Source organism: Enterococcus sp. 5B3_DIV0040 (assembly GCF_002140755.1).
GTDB lineage: Bacteria > Bacillota > Bacilli > Lactobacillales > Enterococcaceae > Enterococcus_D > Enterococcus_D casseliflavus.
The window spans coordinates 989,449-1,012,975 of record NZ_NGLC01000002.1 but is presented as its reverse complement, the minus strand read 5'-3'; the positions used below and the strand labels follow the sequence as shown (position 1 = coordinate 1,012,975).

The following is a 23,527-nucleotide window of genomic DNA, read 5'->3' as shown; positions in this document are numbered from 1 at the left end:
CTCCAGCAGTCCTCACGATCTGCCTTCAACGCCCTTAGAACGCTCTCCTACCAATGCACCTAATGGTGCACTCCACAGCTTCGGTAAACTATTTAGCCCCGGTACATTTTCGGCGCAGGGTCACTCGACTAGTGAGCTATTACGCACTCTTTAAATGGTGGCTGCTTCTAAGCCAACATCCTAGTTGTCTGTGCAACCCCACATCCTTTTCCACTTAATAGTTATTTGGGGACCTTAGCTGGTGGTCTGGGCTGTTTCCCTTTCGACTATGGATCTTATCACTCACAGTCTGACTCCCGGATATGAATGAATGGCATTCGGAGTTTATCTGAATTCGGTAACCCGAGATGGGCCCCTAGTCCAAACAGTGCTCTACCTCCATCATTCTCAATTCCGAGGCTAGCCCTAAAGCTATTTCGGAGAGAACCAGCTATCTCCAAGTTCGTTTGGAATTTCTCCGCTACCCACACCTCATCCCCGCACTTTTCAACGTACGTGGGTTCGGTCCTCCAGTGCGTTTTACCGCACCTTCAACCTGGACATGGGTAGATCACATGGTTTCGGGTCTACAACAACATACTCATTCGCCCTATTCAGACTCGCTTTCGCTACGGCTCCGTCTCTTCAACTTAACCTCGCATGCTATCGTAACTCGCCGGTTCATTCTACAAAAGGCACGCTATCACCCATTAACGGGCTCTAACTTGTTGTAGGCACACGGTTTCAGGATCTATTTCACTCCCCTTCCGGGGTGCTTTTCACCTTTCCCTCACGGTACTGGTTCACTATCGGTCACTAGGGAGTATTTAGCCTTGGGAGATGGTCCTCCCGGATTCCGACGGAATTCCTCGTGTTCCGCCGTACTCAGGATCCTCCTAGGTGTTATCCAAATTTCGCCTACGGGGTTTTTACCCTCTTTGACATACTTTTCCAAGTATTTCGACTATCTGAATAGACTACCATATCGGAGTCCTACAACCCCAACAAGCAAGCTTGTTGGTTTGGGCTTTTCCCGTTTCGCTCGCCGCTACTCAGGGAATCGAATTTTCTTTCTCTTCCTGCAGGTACTTAGATGTTTCAGTTCTCTGCGTCTACCTCGACTGCGCTATGTATTCACGCAGACGTAACATCCTATAAAAGATGCTGGGTTCCCCCATTCGGAAATCTCTGGATCATAGCTTACTTACAGCTCCCCAAAGCATATCGGTGTTAGTCCCGTCCTTCATCGGCTCCTAGTGCCAAGGCATCCACCGTGCGCCCTTATTCACTTAACCTTTGACCTTACGGTCGGTTTTGAGTACTTCTTCTAGCGATAGAAGGTTGCTCAAGAAAATAAGCGTTGAACTTATTAAAAAACTCTTTTAACATTTCAACTCGGTGTGTGTTACTTGTTTTGATTATTTCTTCGATATCCAGTTTTCAATGAACAAATTTTGTTTGAGAGTAAACCTCTCAAAACTGAACAAAGGCAAACGATGTGTAGTCTTCCGAAATATTCCTTAGAAAGGAGGTGATCCAGCCGCACCTTCCGATACGGCTACCTTGTTACGACTTCACCCCAATCATCTATCCCACCTTAGGCGGCTGGCTCCAAAAGGTTACCTCACCGACTTCGGGTGTTACAAACTCTCGTGGTGTGACGGGCGGTGTGTACAAGGCCCGGGAACGTATTCACCGCGGCGTGCTGATCCGCGATTACTAGCGATTCCGGCTTCATGTAGGCGAGTTGCAGCCTACAATCCGAACTGAGAGAAGCTTTAAGAGATTAGCTTAGCCTCGCGACTTCGCAACTCGTTGTACTTCCCATTGTAGCACGTGTGTAGCCCAGGTCATAAGGGGCATGATGATTTGACGTCATCCCCACCTTCCTCCGGTTTGTCACCGGCAGTCTCGCTAGAGTGCCCAACTAAATGATGGCAACTAACAATAAGGGTTGCGCTCGTTGCGGGACTTAACCCAACATCTCACGACACGAGCTGACGACAACCATGCACCACCTGTCACTTTGCCCCCGAAGGGGAAGCTCTATCTCTAGAGTGGTCAAAGGATGTCAAGACCTGGTAAGGTTCTTCGCGTTGCTTCGAATTAAACCACATGCTCCACCGCTTGTGCGGGCCCCCGTCAATTCCTTTGAGTTTCAACCTTGCGGTCGTACTCCCCAGGCGGAGTGCTTAATGCGTTTGCTGCAGCACTGAAGGGCGGAAACCCTCCAACACTTAGCACTCATCGTTTACGGCGTGGACTACCAGGGTATCTAATCCTGTTCGCTCCCCACGCTTTCGAGCCTCAGCGTCAGTTACAGACCAGAGAGCCGCCTTCGCCACTGGTGTTCCTCCATATATCTACGCATTTCACCGCTACACATGGAATTCCACTCTCCTCTTCTGCACTCAAGTCTCCCAGTTTCCAATGACCCTCCCCGGTTGAGCCGGGGGCTTTCACATCAGACTTAAGAAACCGCCTGCGCTCGCTTTACGCCCAATAAATCCGGACAACGCTTGCCACCTACGTATTACCGCGGCTGCTGGCACGTAGTTAGCCGTGGCTTTCTGGTTAGATACCGTCAAGGGATGAACATTTTACTCTCATCCTTGTTCTTCTCTAACAACAGAGTTTTACGATCCGAAAACCTTCTTCACTCACGCGGCGTTGCTCGGTCAGACTTTCGTCCATTGCCGAAGATTCCCTACTGCTGCCTCCCGTAGGAGTCTGGGCCGTGTCTCAGTCCCAGTGTGGCCGATCACCCTCTCAGGTCGGCTATGCATCGTTGCCTTGGTGAGCCGTTACCTCACCAACTAGCTAATGCACCGCGGGTCCATCCATCAGTGACGCAAAAGCGCCTTTCAACTTTCTTCCATGCGGAAAATAGTGTTATACGGTATTAGCACCTGTTTCCAAGTGTTATCCCCTTCTGATGGGCAGGTTACCCACGTGTTACTCACCCGTTCGCCACTCTTTTTCTTTCGGTGGAGCAAGCTCCGGTGAAAGAAAAAGCGTTCGACTTGCATGTATTAGGCACGCCGCCAGCGTTCGTCCTGAGCCAGGATCAAACTCTCATAATGATTTGTTTGAATGACCATACGGTCATTAAGCTCATAAAAATTAACTTTGCTAGCTATTGCTTGCATGTATTTGTTTCAATAAATTGAAACGTCCTACACATTGGTTCGTTTGCTTGCTTTGTTCAGTTTTCAAAGGTCTACCGTGCTGTGTTAGCAACTTTTATATCATATCAGAGCGACGTTTGATTGTCAACTCTTTTTTAAAAAGTTTTTTTTCGCTCGTTGTTTTTCAACTTCGTAGCGGCTGTCTCAGCGACTTAATTAGAATAACAAATGATTTGTTATTTGTCAACAACTTTTTTCAATTAATTTTGTTGATGTATCAACATTGATTAACTGTTTTATTATTGCGACTTCGTTATAATATCATCTGTTGCATTTTTGGTCAAGTCTTTTTTTGAAGTTTTTTCAACTGTTGTTTTGACCCGCTGGCTCAATTGCCAACGTTGACTAATTTACCATTCTTCTTGACTCAGGTCAAGGAAATATTTCATTTTATTTACAAAAAGTTTTCAATAAAAAAAGACCGTCGTAACGGTCTTCAGTCTTTTCGCTAATATTCAGGTGCTAAAAGAACGGAACGCCTTCAATCTCGTAGTCTTCAATGATCTTACGAAAGATATTGGGCTCTTCCCACGCATACCCTTCTGGCAGCTGTTGCGTTTGTCCTGCTTCTTGTGTTTCAAAAACAAATAAAGGAATGTTTTGCGTATCAATATTGCCATTTGTGAGCTCAACGAGTTCGATCGCTGTCACATCAAGGTGGATACGGTCTTTAAACAATTGTAAGATCGTAGCCAAGCCGGTTTTATCTTCAGAAAAATCCGTTGACGCTAATTCCGCAGTGCCTTCGTGTATTTGCATCAAAAATCGTTTCGAACCATTTGCTAAGTGCATCATAACTGTACCCGCTACTTTTTTGGATCCCAAAATACCCACCTCAGTTATTCATCTGTTTGTAAACTAATTTTAGCACATTTTCAGAAAATATGCACGATTATCTGCTGCTGTTTTCTTTTTCTAACATTTCTTTGGCCTCTTTCACCCACACTGGTAAAGCTTCTCCAATCGTACGAAAACCGATCCGCTTATTCTTATTTGTAAAGTAGCGTTTACGCTTAAAGGGTGGCTGAACAAAACTCGTTTCCAATGTACGGCGGGACAAACTGATCTTTTGGCTGTATTCGTCAATATCAATGATTTGTACACGGATCTTTTGCCCGATCTGTAAGACTTCATGGATATTTTTGGTAAACCCAGATTGGATCTCTGAAACATGGATCAATCCCTGTGTTTCCTTATCTAACGAAACAAATGCACCATAGGGTTGAATCCCAGTGACTGTTCCTTCTATAATGTTCCCGATTTGATAATTCATAGTCTTTCCTCTCTTTTCCACTTTCATTATACTTGAACTAGTGGTAGATTTGAAGCATCAGAAACAACGTTGCACAATATAGGAGGGAAACGCATGATCAATTTTGACAAAGTTCATCCGCGCTTAAATACCAATAGCGTCAAATGGGATACCATTGCAAAAACCTATAAGGAAGAAAACTTGTTGCCGCTTTGGGTAGCCGACATGGATTTTCTGGCACCAGAACCTGTGAAAAAAGCTTTAGAAAAAGCAGTTGCCCAAGGGATCTATGGGTACTCTACCATCCCTGATTCGCTGCTTGAATCCATCATCGATTGGCAGCAAAGACGTCATGGTTATACCATCAATAAGGAAGCGATCCTTTTTAACAGCGGTGTCGTCCCTAGTATTGCACTGGCGATCCAAAGTTATACGCAAGAAGGAGATGCCGTATTGATCCACGATCCGGTCTACCATCCCTTTGCCCATGTTGTCAAAAACAATCAGCGGACCTTAATTCAAGAACCATTATTGGAAAAAGATGGCCACTTCGTCATCGATTTTGAGGCGATGGAACAAACCATCATCGAAAAGAAGGTAAAATTGTTTCTTCTATGTAATCCTCATAATCCTGGCGGTCGCGTGTGGTCAAAAGAAGAACTGCTGACGATCGGCCGTATTTGTCAAAAGCACCAGGTGGTCGTTGTTAGTGATGAGATCCATCAAGACATCGTTTTTGCACCAAATCAATTTGTCTCTTTCCAAACAGTCGAGCCAAGCTTTGCCGATTTTTCGATCATCTTGACCTCAGCAACCAAGACCTTTAATTTAGCTGGGATCAAAAATTCGATGGTATTCATCAAAGACAAAACCTTGCGCAGCCAATTTGCAAAAACACAAGAACGCAACGTTCAAGGGGAAATCAACACGTTTGGGTTGGTCGCTACTGAAGCAGCGTATCGTGAATCTGAAGCATGGTTAGAAGAACTTTTGTCCTATTTAGAAGCAAATCGCACCTTTGTCTGCGACTTTTTGACTGAACAACTCCCAGCAGTGACGTTTCAAAAGCCCGAAGGTACTTATTTGATCTGGCTGGATTTTTCTGCCTATGGCCTAACGGATAATCAGCTACAAAGAAAACTGATTAAAGAAGCCAATGTCGTATTGAATCAAGGAAATATCTTTGGTCCCCACGGCAGTCACCATATGCGGCTGAACTTTGCCTGTCCTAAAGAGCTATTAGAAAAAGCACTCAATCAAATCGCCGCTGCGTTTAAAGACCAACCGATCGGTTAACTCTTTCTTATGAAAAAAAGAACCCTAAAGCTGCCATTTCAACGATCTCCTTGAGGATGACCGTTGAAACTGCTTTTGGGTTCTTTTGTTTTATTCGCTGATTTCGATCGTTTCGATCACTACATCATGCACCGGACGATCTTGTGGTCCCCGTTGCACGCCAGCGATTTCATCAACAACTGACATTCCTTCGATCACATGACCGAAAACTGTGTGACGGAAATCTAACCAAGGAGTACCACCTGCTTGATACGCTTCGATGATTTCAGCTGGATAACCAGCACCTTCTAATTGACCTAACATGTTGCTAGGAACATTTTGATTGTTTACGATGAAAAACTGGCTGCCGTTAGTATTCGGACCAGCGTTTGCCATGGATAAAGCGCCACGAAGATTGAACAATTCTTTTGAAAATTCATCTTCAAAGCTGCCACCATAGATGCTTTCGCCGCCCATCCCTGTGCCAGTTGGGTCACCGCCTTGAATCATAAAATCAGGAATGACACGGTGGAAGATGATCCCATCGTAATACCCTTTTTTCGCTAATTCAACGAAGTTTTTCACTGTTTTTGGTGCCAATTCTGGGAACAATTGTACAACTACATCCCCACGATTGGTTTTGATGACTGCTTTATGGCCAGTTTGTTTTTCTAATGCTAACTGTGGAAATTCAGACACATTAACTCCTCCTTCTCTCTCATAAATCCATGATAGCAGAAAATTGAAAAAATGCTAGTTTGGATAATTTTTGCTATAATGAAGCTATTCGTACACTACGAACACGCTTCACCCCAACGTGGTTAGAAAAGAGGAATAACATGGATATTTTTGATATAACGATTATCGGCGCGGGACCTAGCGGGATGTTTTCTGCTTTCTATGCCGGTATGCGTAACGCCAAAACCAAGATCATCGACAGCTTGCCGCAATTAGGCGGTCAGCTTGCTACTTTATACCCAGAAAAATACATCTACGATATCCCAGGTTATCCGAAAATCAAAGCGGGCGATCTTGTCCAAAACCTGGAAAAACAGTTGACGACCTTCAATCACCAATATTGTTTAGAAGAAACCGTCTTGTCGGTCGAAAAACAAGAAGACTATATCGAAGTCACCACCGACAAAGGAATCCATTACTCGAAAGCCGTGATTTTGGCTTTAGGAAACGGCTCCTTTCAGCCGCGCAAACTGACTTTGCCAGAAAGCGAGCGGTTTGAAGGATACGGCTTAGACTATTTTGTCACCGATTTGATGAAGTATGCTGGACGCAAAGTAGCGATCGCCGGTGGCGGCGATTCTGCCATCGATTGGGCATTGATGCTGGAGCCGATCGCTAGTGAAGTCTACTTGATCCATCGCCGTCCTGAATTTCGTGCCCATGAACATAGCGTCAGCAAATTGCAAGCTTCTGCCGTCAACATTTTGACTCCTTATGTGATCCAAGAAATCCAAGGAGAGCAACGTTTGACTGGCGTCTCGTTGCAGCAAGTCAAGGGTGATGAAACAGTCAGCCTTTCATTGGATGCTTTGATCGTCAATTACGGTTTTTCTTCCACATTGAACATCAAGGATTGGGGCATGAAAAGCAGCCGCCAAGGAGTCTTCGTCTCTTCAGATATGAGCACGTCTATTCCTGGGATCTATGGCTGTGGGGATGTCGTTTTATACGATGGAAAAGTCGACCTGATCGCTACTGGTTTCGGGGAAGCCCCAACCGCGGTGAACAATGCGCTCCACTACATTAATCCCAAAACGCGGACACAACCTGCTCATAGTACAAGTCTTTTTAAGGAGTAGCTGAGATGAAACAAGCTGGTCAACGTCAACTTGCCGCCTATACCCTCCCTTTGCAGGGAGAGACCCTCACTGAGCAAATGGTTCAGTATCTGGAAGCCTTCGATCATGCCGAAACGGCAGTCCACAATCTAGCCGTTGCCCAAGAAGCCAAACGATTGGCAGAACGGTTTCAAGTCAATGCGGAGAAAGCTTACTTGGCAGGACTGCTGCACGATGTCAGCGTCGTCATCCCTCATGACCAGCGAATCGCCTTGCAGATAGCGGTAGGCGAACCGATCTTAGATGCGGAGCGGCAAGCACCTTTTTTGCTGCATCAGCAGCAATCCGCTTTGTTGGCAAAAACGGTTTTTCAGGTGTCTGATCCAGACATTCTGTCCGCCATCAGCTGTCATACCACCTTAAAGGCCCATTATCGTCGTCTCGATCTAGTTGTTTTTTTAGCCGACAAAATCAAATGGGATCGCAAAGATCAAGCGCCTTTCTTAACCGGCTTATTAGACCGCCTCGATGATTCCTTGGAAGCCGCCGCTGGGTATTATATGGACTGGCTTTTTGCTGGTGACTTGGTGGTCCCCCATCCTTGGGCAGTGGCAGCCAAAGCAGAACTAGCCAACACCTGTGTTTCAGTGGATGTCAGAAGGGATTAAAAACCAAACGGCATGGCCTGCAACTGGAATAGGCCACTACTTATGATCGCAATCCATCAGTCGCATGTTGACTTTTGAATAAACTATTTTTACATGGAGGGGAACTATATGGTATTAGAAAGCAAAACACTTGAAGACAAAGCAAGAGAATTGTTGGCCGACCGCGGTGTCTCGCTGCAAGACATCGGTGAACTGGTGATGTTCTTGCAAAAAGATTACATTGAAGGCATCACCTTGGAGATGTGTATCGAAAGCGTCAACGCTGTCTTAAGCAAGCGGGAAGTCCACAATACGATTTTAACGGGTGTCCAGTTAGATATTTTGGCAGAAGAAAATCAACTGCTGCATCCACTGCAAGAAATCGTTAAAGAAGACGAAGGGCTTTATGGGATCGATGAGATCCTCGCTCTATCCATCGTCAACGTGTACGGCTCGATCGGCTTTACTAACTACGGATACATTGATAAAGTCAAACCGGGTATTTTGAAAGAACTGAACAAGCACGACGGTCCCCGCGTTCACACCTTTTTAGATGATATCGTAGGTGCCATCGCAGCTTCTGCCGCAAGTCGCTTAGCCCATCAACACCCAAGTAAATCTCATTACATTACGCAATAAAAAAAAGACCGACGATTCGCCTCCCTCAAAGGAAGGGGATCGTTGGTCTTTTTTTCATTACGCTGTTTTTTTCAAGCCTCGTTTGCCCCACCAATAGAAGGCAAAAAAGAAGACTTCAATCAAGACGAAAAAGAGAATAAAGCAATGCATGAAAAACGTTTCTGGCAGCACGTTGATGATCGGATCGGTGGCTGGATTAAAGAGCCAATCGTCGTTACTGAAGAAAATCTCATGGAACGTAACGAAAAAGCGGTCAAAGCCGACAGCCATCAAAAACCCGAAAATCAGCGGCAAAATCATTCCCCATTGAAAGGGACGAATCAAGCGCCATTGCTGTTGTTTTCGCCGTAACCGATTGACGAACCAGATACTGGGCAGCAAAGTGACGATCATGACGGCATAATTTAATAGAAACAACTGTTTCACATCGTAAAAATGCCCAGCGCCAGCTTCAGACATTGGAAAATCTGGCAAGGCGAGCGTACTTGCAAAGGGATTGTTTAGAAAATCTAACAATAAGCCATAGTTCTTCAACAACTCTTCTCTTGTTAGCGAGGTATAATCCAGCAGATTCAAGTGATCGACATCAAACCAATATAACGGTCGAAAATTGATCGTTAGGGTGATCGCTAGACTGACCAAAAACAAAAACAAGCAGACAAATCCTAAGCGTTCAAGCCACACTTGTTTTTTCATTGTTCAAAATCCCACTCATCTAAAGAATCCACCACATAGGTTGGTGCTACTGGTAATGTCGGAACTGCCGCTTTCGGGGTAAAGCCAGATAATACGAGCAAAGAATCGATCCCGTTTTGGATCCCCGAGCGAATATCGGTTTCGTAATTGTCCCCCACCATCAAGACCTCTTCTTTTGATAAGCCGATGTGTGCCACCGCTTTTTCCATAATGATGGCTTCTGGTTTGCCAATAAAGATCGGTTGCGTTTGGGTGGCAGTCTCCACCATTGCGATCAGTGAACCTGCACCAGGTAATAAACCTCTTTCCGTTGGGATATTTTTGTCGGGATTGGTCCCGATAAAGGTTGCTCCTTTTTGGATCGCTAACGTTGCTAGAACAAATTTTTCATACGTCACGTGGTTGTCTAAGCCAACCACGACATAATCTGGGTTGGTTTCCTCCCACTCAAACCCAGCAGCTAAAATCAAATCGATCAACCCCGCTTCGCCGATCACAAATACTTTGCGGCCTTTGCCATGGTCTTTCATAAAATCGATTGTCGCCAAGCTTGCGGTATAGATCGTTTCTGGTGCCACATGGATCGAAAATTCATCCGCTAATCGCTGCGCCACGACTTCAGGACTGCGGGTCGTATTATTGGTCACAAATAAATAGGGCAGTCCTTTTTCTTGTAAGGACTCTACGAAACGTTTCCCAGCAGGGATCGGCGCTTTTCCTAAATAAATCGTGCCGTCTAAATCAATCAAATAGCCTTTATATTTCATCTTATTCTTCCCTTTGTCGAATCGTAAACTCTTTTTTGCCTTTTTTCACCGTGGTTGTTTCGGTTTTTTTGACGTTCTTTTCTTTTGGTTTACGATTTTTGATCGTTGGTTTGCTTTTTTTCTGCGGTACTGTGTCACGCTTTTCTTCTATATGGGCGTTTTGTTGTGCGTTTTGATTTTGATTGTTTTGGGTTGGCTTTTTCTTGCGTCGGCGGGAGGTACTTTTTTCTTTCTTGCCGCCAACTCGTTGGATCACGAAATAGGCACAACCGAAGTTGCAATACTCATACAAATAGTCTTCCAGCATGTCGATACGCTGATCGGGTAATGCTTTGCGGTTATCTTTTTCAAAAAAGCCTTTCAAACGCAACTGTTCATAACCCCAATCGCCTACGATATAATCATAACGTGCCAACACTTCACTGTAACGCTCGCCAAGTTTTTCTGGATTGAAGCCTTCACGATAATCCATGACCAATTTGTATTGTCGATTGCCAATCATTAATTCTTCATCATTTAACAAAGTCACCAACTCGCCTTTTTGCGGTTGTTTCGCTGGTTCTTCAATAATTTCTTCTAGTACAGATGTCATTTCATCTGTGATCGTTTGTTTTTCGGTCATTTTTTCACCACCTGTTGTTTATTATACCTTGTTTTATTCCCCAATGATAGTCGCGGTTTTCTCGCAAAATCCAGCTGGAGGAGTGACGAACTACTGGATGGGGTATTTCTGACTCAGGTAATCACCGACCACTGTGCGAATAAAGTCTGGAAAAAGAAACTCAACGGTTCCAGCAATCTCGATCGTCGGGAAAAACGGAATAAACAAGTAGTGATCCACAAGGGTCAACGTGTAGCTTTGAGCAGGATCGACGGGCTCTTGTTTCCACAATACTTGGTGGTTTTTTTCATCAAAGCGGATGCCTTCATAAACCAGTTCGCCAAAAATCTTCCCTCGAAAACCCATTCCCATAATTGGGAAATTGCGCAAAAAGTTGCGATTTTTTTCCATCTCTAAGACCAATCGAATGACATCCGCGCCTTGCAGCGTCACCCGAATCAAATGCATCGGATGGGGCAAAATCGTGTGCAATTGATCTTGATCAACCCGTCCTTGTGGCAAATCATCTAAGAATAGCCCCGTATTTAAGATGGCGGCATCTGTCTGTCCTTTGGCACATAATGCCAAAAGCGCCTCCCGAACCAAGGAATGTTCACTTTGCCAATCCCTCGTAAACGCTGCTGGAATTTCTGCCACCTGATTTGCCCGCAGCAAGCGATGGCCGATCGATAGATATTCGGCGATCTCTTCCTCATCTTGCGGAAAAGCCACCAACGAATCCGTCGGAATCACACGGGCGCGATGCTTGATCGGGCGGTGGTGACCATCTAAGACCACTTCGACTTCGCCAATGTTAAAACCAAACTTGCCAGCTGCCCCAATTTGAACGCCATTGATGACTTCGCCCTTTTCAAACAAATGGTGCGTGTGGGAACCTAATATAACATCTAGTTCTGGAAAGTCCCTCGCAATCTGACGGTCAGCATTGATGCCTAGATGGCTCATCAAGATCAGCAGATCGACCTCGGGGCGCAAATGCTGCACCAATGAAGGCAAAATCTCCAAGGGTTCGCGAATGTCCCAGCCGTTTGGGGCATATGTCAGCGGAAACGGTGCTGTAAAAGCGATCAGACCGATTTTAGCTCCTTGATTGCTTTCCATGATTTTGTATTCTTGTGCCCACTTTGGCGGACGTAAATCCTGTTTATCAAATAAATTGCCTAAAATGACAGGAAATTCTGCTTGGTCATATAAATGCTGCAAGACCTCTTTAGGATTGCCGACCCCTTCATTGTTCCCAATCGTCACCGCATCGTAATGCCCTTGATTCATCAAATCGACATTTGCCTTGCCGTCAGTTGCTTCTGTCAAAGGATGCCAGCGATCGACAAAGTCGCCTAAGTCGACTGCGATCACTGTCTCTTCGGTCGTATCCGCTTCTCGTTTTCTTTGATCCAAATAACGCCGCATCTTCGGCCAATGTTCTAGGTGGGAATGCAGATCGTTGGTATGGATAATCGTAATTTTTTCCATTGTGCGCCTCTTTTCAAATACGTCGCCTGAAATCACTATCCATTTCTTTTGGCATCAAGGGTTGCCAGTAGAAAGACGACGGAAGTCTCTACAAAATAAGCATAGCATAAAATCTCTGGGAAACCATTGGAATGCTTGGAAAAGAATGGTGACTTTTTGTAAAAAACAACCAGCTGCAGTGACAGTTGTTCAAAAGAAAAAATCACTTTTCTGACTGTAAAAAGGAAAGTGATTTTTTCTGGTTATTTTTGGAAAGTTCTATCGATAACACGGCGGCGGCAATTCGTTGAAGCGAAAATAAAGAGTTCTTGAAACGAATATTCTAACGAATATCGAGAGCAGGTAATCCATGTTTCAGTTCGTCAGAACTACTGATTCTTTGAGAGCACAAAAACAGATATTCTCTATCATCATCCACCACTATGATACGTACCATTACTGATTTTTTGAGAGTATAAAAATCGCCAACGCAAAAGTTATCAGAGTAAGGTTCTAAACAGGAATAAAGCCTTTGTATCAAAAATACAACTTAGCCCTCTGAGCGCTGCTATCGATTGCCTAGATTTAAAGCAGAATACAATTAGAACAGTCCTTGGTGTCACAAAGAATTTCAAAAATAAAAAAACCTAAGACAGTCTGTCTCAGGTTTGAATGATCATCGATTCAATTAGTACTACTGCTTTCTTCAATAGCAGGCAGTTTTTCAATCAGACACATGGAGAATCCTGCTTAGTGCTGCTTCCTTCCGGATCTGACACGCTTCACAAGACCTCCATTGTCCTAGCCTTTCGGCAAAACTTAGTATAACGTATTTCGTTAGAGATTGCCAGCCTTTTTTTGTTTTTTCTTTTCTCGTAATGCTCGGAAAAAATCTGTTAGCAGCTGGCCGCATGCTTCTTCTAAAATGCCGCCTTCCACATAGGACCAATGGTTGAAGCGCTCATCTTCCAATAAATTCATCAATGTACCAGCAGTGCCGCCTTTGGGATCGTATGCACCAAAATACACTTCTTCCACCCGTGCCAATAACATCGCCCCGCTACACATCGGGCATGGTTCCAAGGTCACAAACAGCTGCGTTTGTTCTAAGCGCCAACTTCCGACAGTGCGACAGGCTTCTTCGATCGCAAACATCTCCGCATGCGCTGCGGCTTGCTGCTGCGTTTCTCGTAGATTGTGTCCACGACCAATGATTTTACCATCCAAGACGACGACAGCACCGATCGGTACTTCTGCCAACCCTTCTGCTTTTCGGGCTTCTTTGATTGCTTCTTCCATAAAGAACGCTTTTTCCTCGGCAGTCAAGGTACTTGTTTTTTCCACGACTTCACTTTCACTCCTCTACCTCGCACCATTTCGTGCATTTCCTTGTTAGTATAACGAAAAACGCTTAGAAAGACGAGAAAAACTCGCAAAGACCGATGTCCCTGCGAGTTTCAAATGGCATGATTGGCTTAAAAGACGGAATCAACAAAGCTCGTCAACTTGTCTTTGACATGTTCTGTCGAATCTTTGATATTGTCTCCGTAAACAGAGATTTTGTTGCGGCCCTCATTGACTTTTTTCATCACACCTAACAACGAATCCAATTCATTGTCAGATAAGCCGTCTACGACATCCAGCAATTTTTCATTGCCGTTGAATTTGTCATCGACAAATTTCTTTACTTTGTGTCGGTTGCAAGCGAAGCGTACTTTATTGAATACTTTGTCTGATACAACGACGGCAGTAGTGATCCCAGCGATCGCTGCAATGCTTAATCCAATCGTTACTTTTGATGATGTTTTCATATCGATCAGCTCCCTTATTTTGCTACTTCCATCATAGCACGAGGACTGAAATAAAAACACTATTTCGTTTAAATCGCTTTGAATCTTAATCCTTTAGGAAAGAAGTTTTTCACGGTTCCTTGGACTTGTTTTCCAAAACCGACTGGGATCTCATCGACTGTCAAAATCACCCACCCAGCATTTCCTGGCACGCTCAAGGTTTCACCCGCCACATAATGCTGCCATTGCGGCAAAGTGATCGGCACTATCGGTGCCCCTTCTTCTGCATGGATCGCCAATGCCAACGCATAACTTGGCTCGATCCGATTCTTCTTAACGACGCCGACGTGCAAACCTGGGCGCATAAACTTGATCCCTTTTAAAGAAGGCATTTCTTCAGGAACGAGCCAGAGGTTTTCTCCTAGCAGCTGAGGCGTCGCATTCAGTGCCTGTAAAAAAGGAAACTCCTTGCGAAAGGCTTGCCACAACTTTTGAGTCGCTGCATCCAATGGACTCTTGGCTGTCGCTCCTTTGCCTTTTTTCTTCTTTTTCACTGGCGCTGCTTCTGCTAGCGAGGTCAATTTCGCAGCGAAATGACCTTCTCCTTGGTTTAAATGCGGCCATAAGCGGATGGTTTTCTCAATCCCAGGTGCAGCTCCCCACTCCCTGCGCCCATGAGATACATTGTCCAAGTCGATCGCTTCAATCGTGAAGGGATACTCCTCCATTAACCAAGCCATCATCGCTTCGTTTTCTTCTGGGGCAAAGGTACAGGTGGAATAGATCAGCTGGCCCCCCGGTTTTAGCATCGTAACGGCTTGTGCCAAAATGTCTTTTTGCCTGATCGCACAGTGATCAGGTGTTTCTGCTTGCCATTCTTCTAAGGCGACGGGATCTTTACGAAACATCCCTTCACCAGAACATGGGGCGTCCACTACGATCTTGTCAAAAAACTGAGGAAAATGGCGGCTCAATTCTTGTGGAGCCTGATTGGTGACGACTACATTCGGAAAGCCCCAACGCTCCACATTTTCTGATAGGATTTTGGCACGCTTGGGGAAAATCTCATTTGCTACAAGCAGCCCTTTCCCTTGTAATTGGCTTGCCAGCTGCGTTGTTTTGCCCCCTGGTGCCGCACATAAATCTAAGACCCGCTCCCCTGGTTGAGCGGCTGCGATCGTTGCTACGATCATCGCACTAGGTTCTTGGCTGTAGACATAGCCAGCTTGATGGAGCAGCGAACGGCCTTTGACTTCGCCAATATAAGCAGCTTCTGCATAGGGGGCGGGTACAGCGGCGGGTCCATATTTTGCCAGCATCGCTTGTGCGTGCGGCTTAGCAACATTCAAGCGAAAGCCTTTGACTGGCTGATTATCGGTCAAAGCGGTAAAAAAAGCTGGTGCTTCTTCTCCTAACAACCGTTGGTATTTTTCAATAAATGGTGTTGGTAATTGCATACTTACCCCTCCTCGGCTTTTTTATTCTAGCGACTGAGAAGCAATTATGCAAGAATTCCTTGATCAAATGGCAAAAAAACTGCAGCTGAGTGAAGTGGGCGACTAAATCGCTTCGACTTCTCTTTGCTGCAGATCTTTTTTATTTAAAAATCGCTTTTTTGACACTGCTTTCGATGAATGGCTGAGAGACACGGTTGTCCCAGAATTTGATCAGTGGGCCCACTAAAAAGGCACTGATGAAGGTTCCGATCCCAATAGGCCCGCCTGTGAAGAGGCCAATCAAGGCAAAGGCAACGTCTTGAATCACCCGCACCACTCGATAGTTGGCTTTCGTCTGATCGACGATGGTTGGGGCGATCGCGTCATAGGGGGCGCTGCCCAAATTCGCTGACATATAAAACGACGCACCGAAGGTAAAGAAGATAATCCCGATCAACAAGAACAAGCCTTGCTGCCACCAGTTATTTGGACCGACGGATAACCAATCAAAAACGTTGGTATAAAAGTCGATGAAAAATCCTGTCAGCACCATATTGATGACCGTCCCGATACCGATATGGCGACGGCCAAAGATAAAAATCAATACTAGGACAGCGATATTGATCATCAATTGATAGACCCCAAGGGATAACCCTAGCAGCTCGCCGACACCGATATTGGCTGCAGTGTATGGGTCTAGTCCCACTCCGCCGACCCGCAGCAATGCCGCCCCGAATCCTAAAATGGCGACACCAATCAACGCATAAAGCGAGCGTAATCCTGTTTCTTTTTTCATTAAAATTTCCCCTTTTTTCTCATCTGTTCTTTCAAGTATAACGAGAAAAAAGGAAAATGGGAATTTCAACGCTTCACAGGGCTCTTTGTAGGGATACGATCTGGCTTCGTCCATCTCCTTTGCTTCTATTTTGCTTCCATTGAAAAGCCCGCAACAACCATTGCCATTGCGTATCTTGATTTTCGGTTCCTACAGATATGCGTGCCTCGTCCATTACTCGGGCTTCACTGGAACCATCACTTCAAATATCTGCAATTCTTTTTGGGCGGTAAAGACTTCATCTTGCCATAACAATTCCCAAACATCGCCATCGATCTTTAACTGATTCTCTTTTAGGAAGGCTTGGATGCGATGGGTAAAAGCAGCAATTTGCTCCTCTCCCTCACTGACAAAACCAGACACATACGTGCCAGTAGGACGCGTGATGATCAGCTTTTCAGGATAGAGATGCAGCCGATCTTGTGGAATCAAGATCAGTGCCCGATAAGGCGATGCGTGAAAGGTCTGATCCTCTAATGTCGTTCCAGCACTTAAAAAGCCGATGGGGTAGCCACTGAAGGCATCTTTATAATCCACTAGCGGATAAAAACGGGCGTACACTTGATAAGCAGATTCCGGATCATCGCCAGCGATCTCTTCGGAAACGATAAACGCCTCTGCTTCGTGGTGCGCTATCGTAAAGGTCTCAAAATCGGCTTTCTGTACTTTTTCATAGCGCTGGATGTAGCGATCGAAGGTTCGTTCCAATTCTTGCAGCGCAGCGATTTTGGCACGAACTTCTCCTCGCCGTTCCACAAGTTCCTTTTGCGTGTATTCAGGGTTGCGGTTTTTCAAAAATTGTCGAATGTCTTGCAAGGGCATGTCTAAAGAACGCAAGAGCAAAATCACGTCTAACTCAAGGCATTGTTCAAAGCCGTAGTAGCGATAGCCGTTTTCACCAATCGATTGCGGTTTGAATAAATCGATCTGATCGTAATAAATCAATGTGCGCCGACTCACGCCAGCATAAGCGGACATCTCACTGATGGTCAATTGTTTTTTCAAAAAAATTTCACTCCTTGCTTGACTGTAACGTAACGTTACAGTTTATTCTACCATAGAACGACATTTTTGGAGGGAAATCATGAAACAATTACAGTTATTTTATAAAGAAGAACGACGCTTCTTTTTCAGTTTATTTCTTTTGATGCTGGTCCAATCCTTCGGCACACTCCTGTTGCCGTATTTTTTGGCAAAAATCATTGACGAAGGGATCTTGAAAGTCGACACGACAGCCATTTGGCACAATGGCTGGTGGATGTTTGCCATTGCCATCGGCACCGTGATCGTCTCTGTAGGCGGTAGTTATTTATCTGCCCACCTTTCAGGAAAATTCGGGCATTTTTTGCGGATGCGCCTTTTCAAAAAAACACAAGAACTCTCTGTATCCGCTGTTGATGGCTATGGTACGCCCACTTTGCTGGCACGTACCACCAGCGACATCAACAACATCCAACAAATTTTGATGATGGCGCTGCAAATGATTTTACCAGCCCCAATGATCGTCGCTGCTTCAATTTTTCTAACCGGCACCGTCTCTTTACGGATGATTTGGGTCCCAATCGTAGCGATCCTATGTTTTTCAATGATCGCTTATGGAGTGATTCGCAAAGCGATCCCATTATCACAAATCACGCAAAAACTAGTCGATAAAATGATGCGGATCTTACGAGAAACCTTTACTGGCGCTCGGGTGATTCGAGCATTCGACAAAGCTGCTTACGAAAAAGAACGGACAGATCAAACACTGACGGAATATGCGAAAACCATGATCCAAGTCAATCGCCTCTTTGCTGTCTTGAATCCGACCGTCAATTTAGTAATGGGACTCTCGATTTCGACTATCCTTGTCTACGGCGGCTATCAAAGTCTGCAGGGCCACCTTGCTATTGGTAGTATTACTGCCATCATCGAATACACGATCCTGAGTCTCTGGTTTTTGACTATGGCAGCGATGGTGATCGTGATGGTGCCTAAAGGCTTGACTTCCTTGCAACGGATCACAGAAGTTTTGGAAGAACCAATTGATTTGATCGACGGTGACCAAACCTTAAACAAGACTGCCGTGTCAGAAACGATCGCAGCTTTCAATCACGTGCAGTTTACGTATGAAGGCGCCGAAGAACCTGTCTTAGAAGATATCAGCTTTGAGATCCACCGAGGCAAAACGACAGCGATCGTTGGCGGAACTGGCTCTGGAAAAAGCACCATCGCCAAAGCGCTGTTGCGTTTCAAAGATGTGACTGCTGGTTCGATCACGCTTTTTGGCCGCAACATCAAAGAGATCTCACAAGCCGAATTACGGGACCAAATTAGTTATGTCCCGCAAAAAGCGCTCTTGCTTAGCGGCACGATTCAAGAAACCTTGCGTTTCGGCAATCGTCCAGCAACCCATGAGGCGATGGCAAAAGCCGCTGAAGTTGCTCAAGCCAAGTCATTTATTGAAGGCTTACCTGAAGGTTATGAAAGTCCGGTTGCTCAAAAAGGCAGCAATTTCTCTGGCGGTCAAAAGCAACGACTGAGTATTGCCCGAGCGCTGACAAAGCCAGCAGAAATCTACTTCTTTGACGACAGTTTTTCTGCTTTGGATTATCAAACAGACGCCAACTTGCGGCGTGCATTGAAAGAATACACGAAAGATGCCGCCGTCATTATCGTGGCTCAGCGGGTATCGACCGTCAAAAATGCCGATCAAATCATTGTCTTGGATAACGGCAAAATGGTCGGTAAAGGAACCCACGAAGAATTATTACGCAATTGCCAAACTTATCAAGAGTTTGCCTCATCTCAAGGAATGGGAGGAATGAAGGATGAGTAAACAAACAATGGATACCCCAAAAAACATGAAACATACAAGCCGACGCTTGCTGCGTTTGCTGATGGAACAAAAAGCCCGCTTTCTACTGATTATCGCTTCCGCCTTGTTCTTTTCCTTACTAATGTCCATCGCCCCTTTGATCTTGGGGCGTGGACTGGATAATCTGATTGCCTTGTTTCAACAAGAAGGCTGGCAGATCAATGATTTTTGGCAAAGTATTTTAGGTCCAGTCGTCCTTTTAGCGGGAACGTGGCTTTTGATCAGTCTCTTTTCCTTGCTGCAAGAGTATACAATGGCCAGTGTCAGTGAAACCCTGACCTTGACTTTACGCAAACAAATCAGTGACAAATTCAATCGCCTGCCTATCAGTTTTTACGACAAACATCATACTGGCGATATTTTAAGCCGAGTGATTCTCGATTTAGATAAAGTATCCGAGGTCTTACAAGTCGGTTTGATGCAGCTGATCACCGCAACCATCAGCATTACCTTCGGCTTGATCGCCATGCTTTATCTCAGCCCATTACTGACGATCGGCGTGGTCCTGATTTTGCTTTTGAGTGCTTTTGTGACTACCGTTCTCGCACGAAAAAACTTGAGCTACTTTACCAAAAACCAAGAAACATTAGGTGCAGTCAGCAGTCGTGCGGAAGAGTTTTATACCGCAAATCCGCTGATCAAATCCTACAACCAACAAGTTGCCGTTGAAGCGGAAATGGCGGAATTGAGTGAAGCCCAATTTAAAGCCTTTCGGAAAGCACAGTTCGTCAGTGCAGCTATCAATCCATTCGTGCGCTTTATCAATCAAATCGGCTTTATCTTAAGCGCCGTCGTTGGTGGTCTAATGGTGTTGCAAGGGCAATTATCCATTGGTCTCGTACAAGCCTATCTGCAATACATCAACCAAGTGTCTGAACCGATCACGCAAGCCTCTTATATTATGAACACCTTGCAAAGTGCCTTAGCATCTCTCGAACGAATTTTTGAGATCCTTGATTATCCTGAAGAAGAAACTGCGACCCAACAACTGCCAGTTCCACAAACTATCAAAGGAAAAATCGATTTTCAACACGTCTCCTTTGGCTACAGCAAGGAAAAACTCTTGATGGAAAACGTCGAATTTTCCGTCAAACCAAAACAAACGGTCGCGATCGTTGGACCAACAGGTGCTGGAAAAACCACCATGATCAATCTTTTGATGCGCTTTTATCCATTAAATGGTGGGAAGATCTTGCTGGACGATCAAGACATGATGTCCTTTTCGGCACCAGCAGTACGGAAAAAATTCGGTATGGTGCTGCAAGATACGTGGCTATTCCAAGGAACCATCGCTGAAAATATCGCTTATGGCAATCCCGATGCCACTCGAGAAGACATCTTGGTTGCCGCCAAAGCCGCCCAATGCGACCACTTCGTGCGGACCCTGCCCAACGGTTACGATACCGTCATTGGTTCCGAAAGCGAACTGTCACAAGGACAACAACAATTATTGACGATCGCTCGGGCGATTTTAGCAGACCCAACGATTCTGATCCTTGATGAAGCCACCTCCAGTGTCGACACGCGGACGGAACAAATGATCCAAACGGCGATGGATCGTTTGACCCAAGGACGAACCAGCTTTATCATCGCCCATCGTCTTTCTACCATCAAAAACGCTGACTTGATCTTAGTGATGAAAGACGGCTCCGTCGTCGAAAAAGGCTCCCATATAGAATTATTGGCACAAGATTCCCTTTACGCCCAACTATATAACAGCCAGTTTGCAACAGCTTGATGAAAAAGCCGAACCACCAACCAATGACTTTATAAACTGTCGAGGTTGTGGTTCGGCTTTTTTCTTTTTCCGTTAAAATCTGTGAGCACCAAAGCTAACTACTATTACCTTCAATTGTTTCTCTTTTACTCAACTTTTTTTAGTGCTGCTTGGATAAGTGGTACTTTTCCTGGTTCTTTTTTTATGATTGCCATTAATTTTCCTGAAAAAAGTTTTTTCTCTTGGCAATTATACCCGTCTAGATCTGCGGGATCGCCATTAGCAAGTCCGAGGATTGTGCCATTTTTTACCAAAACCGCTACAAGTTCGTCTGCAGTTGGCACCTCGATCCCTTCTGAATCGATTCCTTGGATCTCAAATAGAGAGTAGTCCGCTCCACAGAATCGTTCTTTAACTGTGACAGAATCAGTCGGACCACTTGTTTTTCGAGTTGCTTCAATTGTTTGTTCCTCTTTGACACCAATGGCTTTTAAACAACCTGGTTCATAAGGAATACGCCAAGATAGGCCATCTTTATCATTTTTTTTCTTTCCAAAACTCTTCCCGTTCAGAAACAACTCAACAGTATGACAATTAGAAAAAATCCTCACCTCCGTAACCCCTTGGTCAATTGTTAACCCTTCTTTGTTCCAGTGAGGAAACACATGAACCATTGGTGTTTCAGTCCACCTTGATTGATAATAATAAAAAGAATCCTTTTCAAATCCGACCGTATCTGTAATTCCAAATTGAGAACTGATCCCAGGCCAGCGAAACGGTGCTGGCTCACCGTAGTAATCCATAAATGTCCACAAGAAGACACCTCCCATATAGGCATGTTCTTCTAAGTAACGCAGTACTTCTTTCGGTTTAGCCGTACCACCGGTTCCTGGCTCTTCAGGCTTTCGTTTCCCAGGTAAGACCATAGAATAAAGAGAACCAAAGTTTGAAGTATGACATTTTTCGCTGTTATCTTGATAGACCCCTCTTGTCGAAAAGTAAGAAGCACTTTCCGTACTAAGATATGAAAATAGCGGATACTTTTCCTTTACAGCAACTAAACCTGTCCCATTTACAGCAGACTCAGGATAATTGACCCCGTTCACATCAAAAATACGCATATAAGAAGCATCCACCTGACCAGCAGGATTAAGTAATTCCGCTGAAACAATAAGACTTTGCGAAGTATGGGTTCGGATCACAGCTGCTAATTTTTGTGCCATTCGGTAAGCAAGCGGCGTATGACCAATCACCTCTTCATTACAAAGGGACCAAAAACAAAGAGAAGGATGATTACGTGTTTGCTTCACCATTTTTGCCAGCTCATTTGTCCGCCACTCACTAGATTCCAAGATGCGGTTCTCGTTCATAACGATGATACCTAACTCATCACATAATTCAAGGAGGTCTTTAGAAGCAAAGTGATGTGCACTGCGATAGGCGTTTACCCCCATTTCTTTCATTTTCAACAGCTTATACCGTAAAATATCTTTTGGTAATGCGACACCTAGACCACCAAAATCTTGATGCTCACAGACCCCTCTTAATTCTTTACGTTCCCCATTAAGCAGAAAACCTTTCGTAGTATATGCGACTGTCCTAATACCAAAAAAAAGCTGATAGTCATCGATTTGGTTCTCGCCATCAAATAGTTGAAAAGTAGCTTGGTATAGATGTGGATTCTCGAGAGACCATAGCTGAGGCGCGCAGATTTTTTGACAATAACTCCATTCTGTTGTCGCCAAAGGATCCACGTTACACTCATGGATATTTTGTTGATCAGCCACCTGACTTTTGATCGTTATCTTTTGTTTTTTCTCAAAATGATGGTTAGCAAGACCAACGGTGATTTTAAGGAGCGCTTCCTGCTGGTTTATTTCAGTTGTTTCGATAAACGATGCTTCTGCCACGATCTGAAGCTTTGGCTTTATTTCTAAATATACATCCTTATATATACCTGCTCCCTCATACCACCAGCCTTCCGCGCCTTTCGTCGTATCCACTTTGATCAACACCACATTCACTCCCTCTGAGCCGATGCGTATCAGTTCAGAGACATCAAAAGAAAAATCAGAGTATCCACTGTAATGATCACCTAGAAATACACCATTAAACCAGACAGATGCCATACGCATGACGCCCATAAAGTGGAGAGTCACTTGCTTTTCGTTCACTTCATCTAGAGTTAACGCAAAAGTCTTACGGTAATAGGCAATGCCATCTGGCTTTGATCCACTCATCAGTAAATCGGGATCATTAACATACGGAAGTTCATTTTTCCAATCATGAGGGAGATCAACAGATACCCAATCTTCGTCAAGTTCACTTCCCAAAGCAGTGTTCGCCAACATTCTCAAGCCTTTTTCACGATCACCTTGAGCAATCAGCCGTAGAAAATGTTCTCCACCAGCACCTATCAAAACAGTATCCCCCGCTTCATTTTCAAGCGGAGCTGCCAAGCCACCGATAGCTGCGGCTTTTCTGACTGTTTTCATTGGCTCTTCTATCTCACCTAAGTGAAATTGCCAGCCATCATTCAGTAATCGATTTTGTCTCATTTTTTCTCCTCCTTCTTATAA

Annotated in this window: 19 protein-coding genes, 2 rRNA genes and 1 other RNA gene (1 of these 22 cut by a window edge); 6 read left to right on the top strand and 16 right to left on the bottom strand. The window is 44.8% G+C overall.

The window, feature by feature from the left end; all coding sequences use genetic code 11:
- The 4 genes from A5883_RS17210 to A5883_RS17195 all read right to left on the bottom strand — a co-directional run.
- Window positions 1-1,274 (bottom strand): 23S ribosomal RNA (locus tag A5883_RS17210) (its annotated part extends 1,213 nt beyond the left edge of the window); the annotation flags it as partial.
- Between the two features lie 229 nt (window positions 1,275-1,503).
- Window positions 1,504-3,062 (bottom strand): 16S ribosomal RNA (locus A5883_RS17205).
- Between the two features lie 567 nt (window positions 3,063-3,629).
- Entirely contained in the window at window positions 3,630-3,992 is a 363-nt protein-coding gene (locus A5883_RS17200; protein ID WP_005227664.1) for a hypothetical protein, read from the bottom strand.
- A gap of 67 nt (window positions 3,993-4,059) precedes the next feature.
- Window positions 4,060-4,440 carry a CvfD/Ygs/GSP13 family RNA-binding post-transcriptional regulator gene (locus A5883_RS17195; RefSeq protein WP_005227662.1) on the bottom strand — a complete coding sequence of 127 codons (381 nt, stop codon included), beginning with the start codon at window positions 4,438-4,440 and terminating at the stop codon, window positions 4,060-4,062.
- A gap of 93 nt (window positions 4,441-4,533) precedes the next feature.
- On the opposite strand from A5883_RS17195, the gene A5883_RS17190 reads away from it, so the two are divergent.
- Window positions 4,534-5,715 (top strand): MalY/PatB family protein, encoded by a 1,182-nt coding sequence (locus A5883_RS17190; RefSeq protein WP_086339150.1) that lies wholly within the window; start codon window positions 4,534-4,536, stop codon window positions 5,713-5,715.
- Between the two features lie 90 nt (window positions 5,716-5,805).
- Here A5883_RS17190 and A5883_RS17185 read toward each other — a convergent pair whose 3' ends face one another.
- Window positions 5,806-6,393, bottom strand: a complete 588-nt coding sequence (locus A5883_RS17185) for a peptidylprolyl isomerase (RefSeq protein ID WP_005227659.1) — start codon at window positions 6,391-6,393, stop codon at window positions 5,806-5,808.
- Window positions 6,394-6,533: 140 nt separating this feature from the next.
- Between A5883_RS17185 and A5883_RS17180 the strand changes: the two genes are divergently transcribed.
- The 3 genes from A5883_RS17180 to A5883_RS17170 all read left to right on the top strand — a co-directional run bounded on the left by A5883_RS17180 (window position 6,534) and on the right by A5883_RS17170 (window position 8,776).
- Window positions 6,534-7,511: an NAD(P)/FAD-dependent oxidoreductase gene (locus tag A5883_RS17180; protein WP_086339149.1), complete on the top strand. Its 978-nt coding sequence runs from the start codon at window positions 6,534-6,536 to the stop codon at window positions 7,509-7,511.
- 5 nt (window positions 7,512-7,516) lie between these two features.
- Entirely contained in the window at window positions 7,517-8,158 is a 642-nt protein-coding gene (gene yqeK / locus A5883_RS17175; RefSeq protein ID WP_086339148.1) for a bis(5'-nucleosyl)-tetraphosphatase (symmetrical) YqeK, read from the top strand.
- 108 nt (window positions 8,159-8,266) lie between these two features.
- Window positions 8,267-8,776, top strand: a complete 510-nt coding sequence (locus tag A5883_RS17170; RefSeq protein ID WP_005227653.1) for a phosphatidylglycerophosphatase A family protein — start codon at window positions 8,267-8,269, stop codon at window positions 8,774-8,776.
- Window positions 8,777-8,833: 57 nt separating this feature from the next.
- Here A5883_RS17170 and A5883_RS17165 read toward each other — a convergent pair whose 3' ends face one another.
- From A5883_RS17165 to A5883_RS17120, 10 genes are all read right to left on the bottom strand, one after another.
- Window positions 8,834-9,472 (bottom strand): TIGR01906 family membrane protein, encoded by a 639-nt coding sequence (locus A5883_RS17165; RefSeq protein ID WP_086339147.1) that lies wholly within the window; start codon window positions 9,470-9,472, stop codon window positions 8,834-8,836.
- Window positions 9,469-10,239, bottom strand: a complete 771-nt coding sequence (locus tag A5883_RS17160; protein ID WP_010748835.1) for a TIGR01457 family HAD-type hydrolase — start codon at window positions 10,237-10,239, stop codon at window positions 9,469-9,471. The genes A5883_RS17165 and A5883_RS17160 overlap by 4 nt, the downstream gene beginning before the upstream one ends.
- A gap of 1 nt (window position 10,240) precedes the next feature.
- Entirely contained in the window at window positions 10,241-10,861 is a 621-nt protein-coding gene (locus tag A5883_RS17155; RefSeq protein ID WP_005227649.1) for a YutD family protein, read from the bottom strand.
- 90 nt (window positions 10,862-10,951) lie between these two features.
- Window positions 10,952-12,334, bottom strand: coding sequence for a bifunctional metallophosphatase/5'-nucleotidase (locus A5883_RS17150; protein ID WP_086339146.1), 1,383 nt, complete (start codon window positions 12,332-12,334; stop codon window positions 10,952-10,954).
- Between the two features lie 700 nt (window positions 12,335-13,034).
- An RNA gene (ffs, locus tag A5883_RS17145) (signal recognition particle sRNA small type) lies at window positions 13,035-13,121 on the bottom strand.
- Between the two features lie 29 nt (window positions 13,122-13,150).
- Entirely contained in the window at window positions 13,151-13,657 is a 507-nt protein-coding gene (tadA, locus tag A5883_RS17140) for a tRNA adenosine(34) deaminase TadA (protein WP_086339145.1), read from the bottom strand.
- A 131-nt stretch (window positions 13,658-13,788) separates the two neighbouring features.
- Window positions 13,789-14,124: a hypothetical protein gene (locus A5883_RS17135; RefSeq protein WP_005227636.1), complete on the bottom strand. Its 336-nt coding sequence runs from the start codon at window positions 14,122-14,124 to the stop codon at window positions 13,789-13,791.
- Window positions 14,125-14,192: 68 nt separating this feature from the next.
- A complete protein-coding gene (locus tag A5883_RS17130) occupies window positions 14,193-15,560 on the bottom strand; it encodes an RsmB/NOP family class I SAM-dependent RNA methyltransferase (RefSeq protein WP_086339144.1) in 1,368 nt (455 codons plus the stop codon).
- A 139-nt stretch (window positions 15,561-15,699) separates the two neighbouring features.
- The gene (locus A5883_RS17125; protein ID WP_010748831.1) at window positions 15,700-16,335 is read right to left on the bottom strand and encodes a YczE/YyaS/YitT family protein; all 636 of its coding nucleotides are present in this window, start codon (window positions 16,333-16,335) and stop codon (window positions 15,700-15,702) included.
- A 213-nt stretch (window positions 16,336-16,548) separates the two neighbouring features.
- Window positions 16,549-17,352: a MerR family transcriptional regulator gene (locus tag A5883_RS17120; protein ID WP_080583842.1), complete on the bottom strand. Its 804-nt coding sequence runs from the start codon at window positions 17,350-17,352 to the stop codon at window positions 16,549-16,551.
- Between the two features lie 106 nt (window positions 17,353-17,458).
- On the opposite strand from A5883_RS17120, the gene A5883_RS17115 reads away from it, so the two are divergent.
- The gene (locus A5883_RS17115; RefSeq protein ID WP_015509023.1) at window positions 17,459-19,192 is read left to right on the top strand and encodes an ABC transporter ATP-binding protein; all 1,734 of its coding nucleotides are present in this window, start codon (window positions 17,459-17,461) and stop codon (window positions 19,190-19,192) included.
- Complete coding sequence (locus A5883_RS17110; protein ID WP_086339143.1) at window positions 19,185-20,969, top strand: ABC transporter ATP-binding protein; 1,785 nt, start codon at window positions 19,185-19,187, stop codon at window positions 20,967-20,969. Before A5883_RS17115 ends, A5883_RS17110 begins: the two co-directional genes overlap by 8 nt.
- 125 nt (window positions 20,970-21,094) lie before the next feature.
- Here the strand turns inward: A5883_RS17110 and A5883_RS17105 are convergent, their stop codons facing one another.
- Window positions 21,095-23,506 carry a glycoside hydrolase family 2 TIM barrel-domain containing protein gene (locus A5883_RS17105; protein WP_086339142.1) on the bottom strand — a complete coding sequence of 804 codons (2,412 nt, stop codon included), beginning with the start codon at window positions 23,504-23,506 and terminating at the stop codon, window positions 21,095-21,097.
- Window positions 23,507-23,527 lie beyond the last annotated feature (21 nt).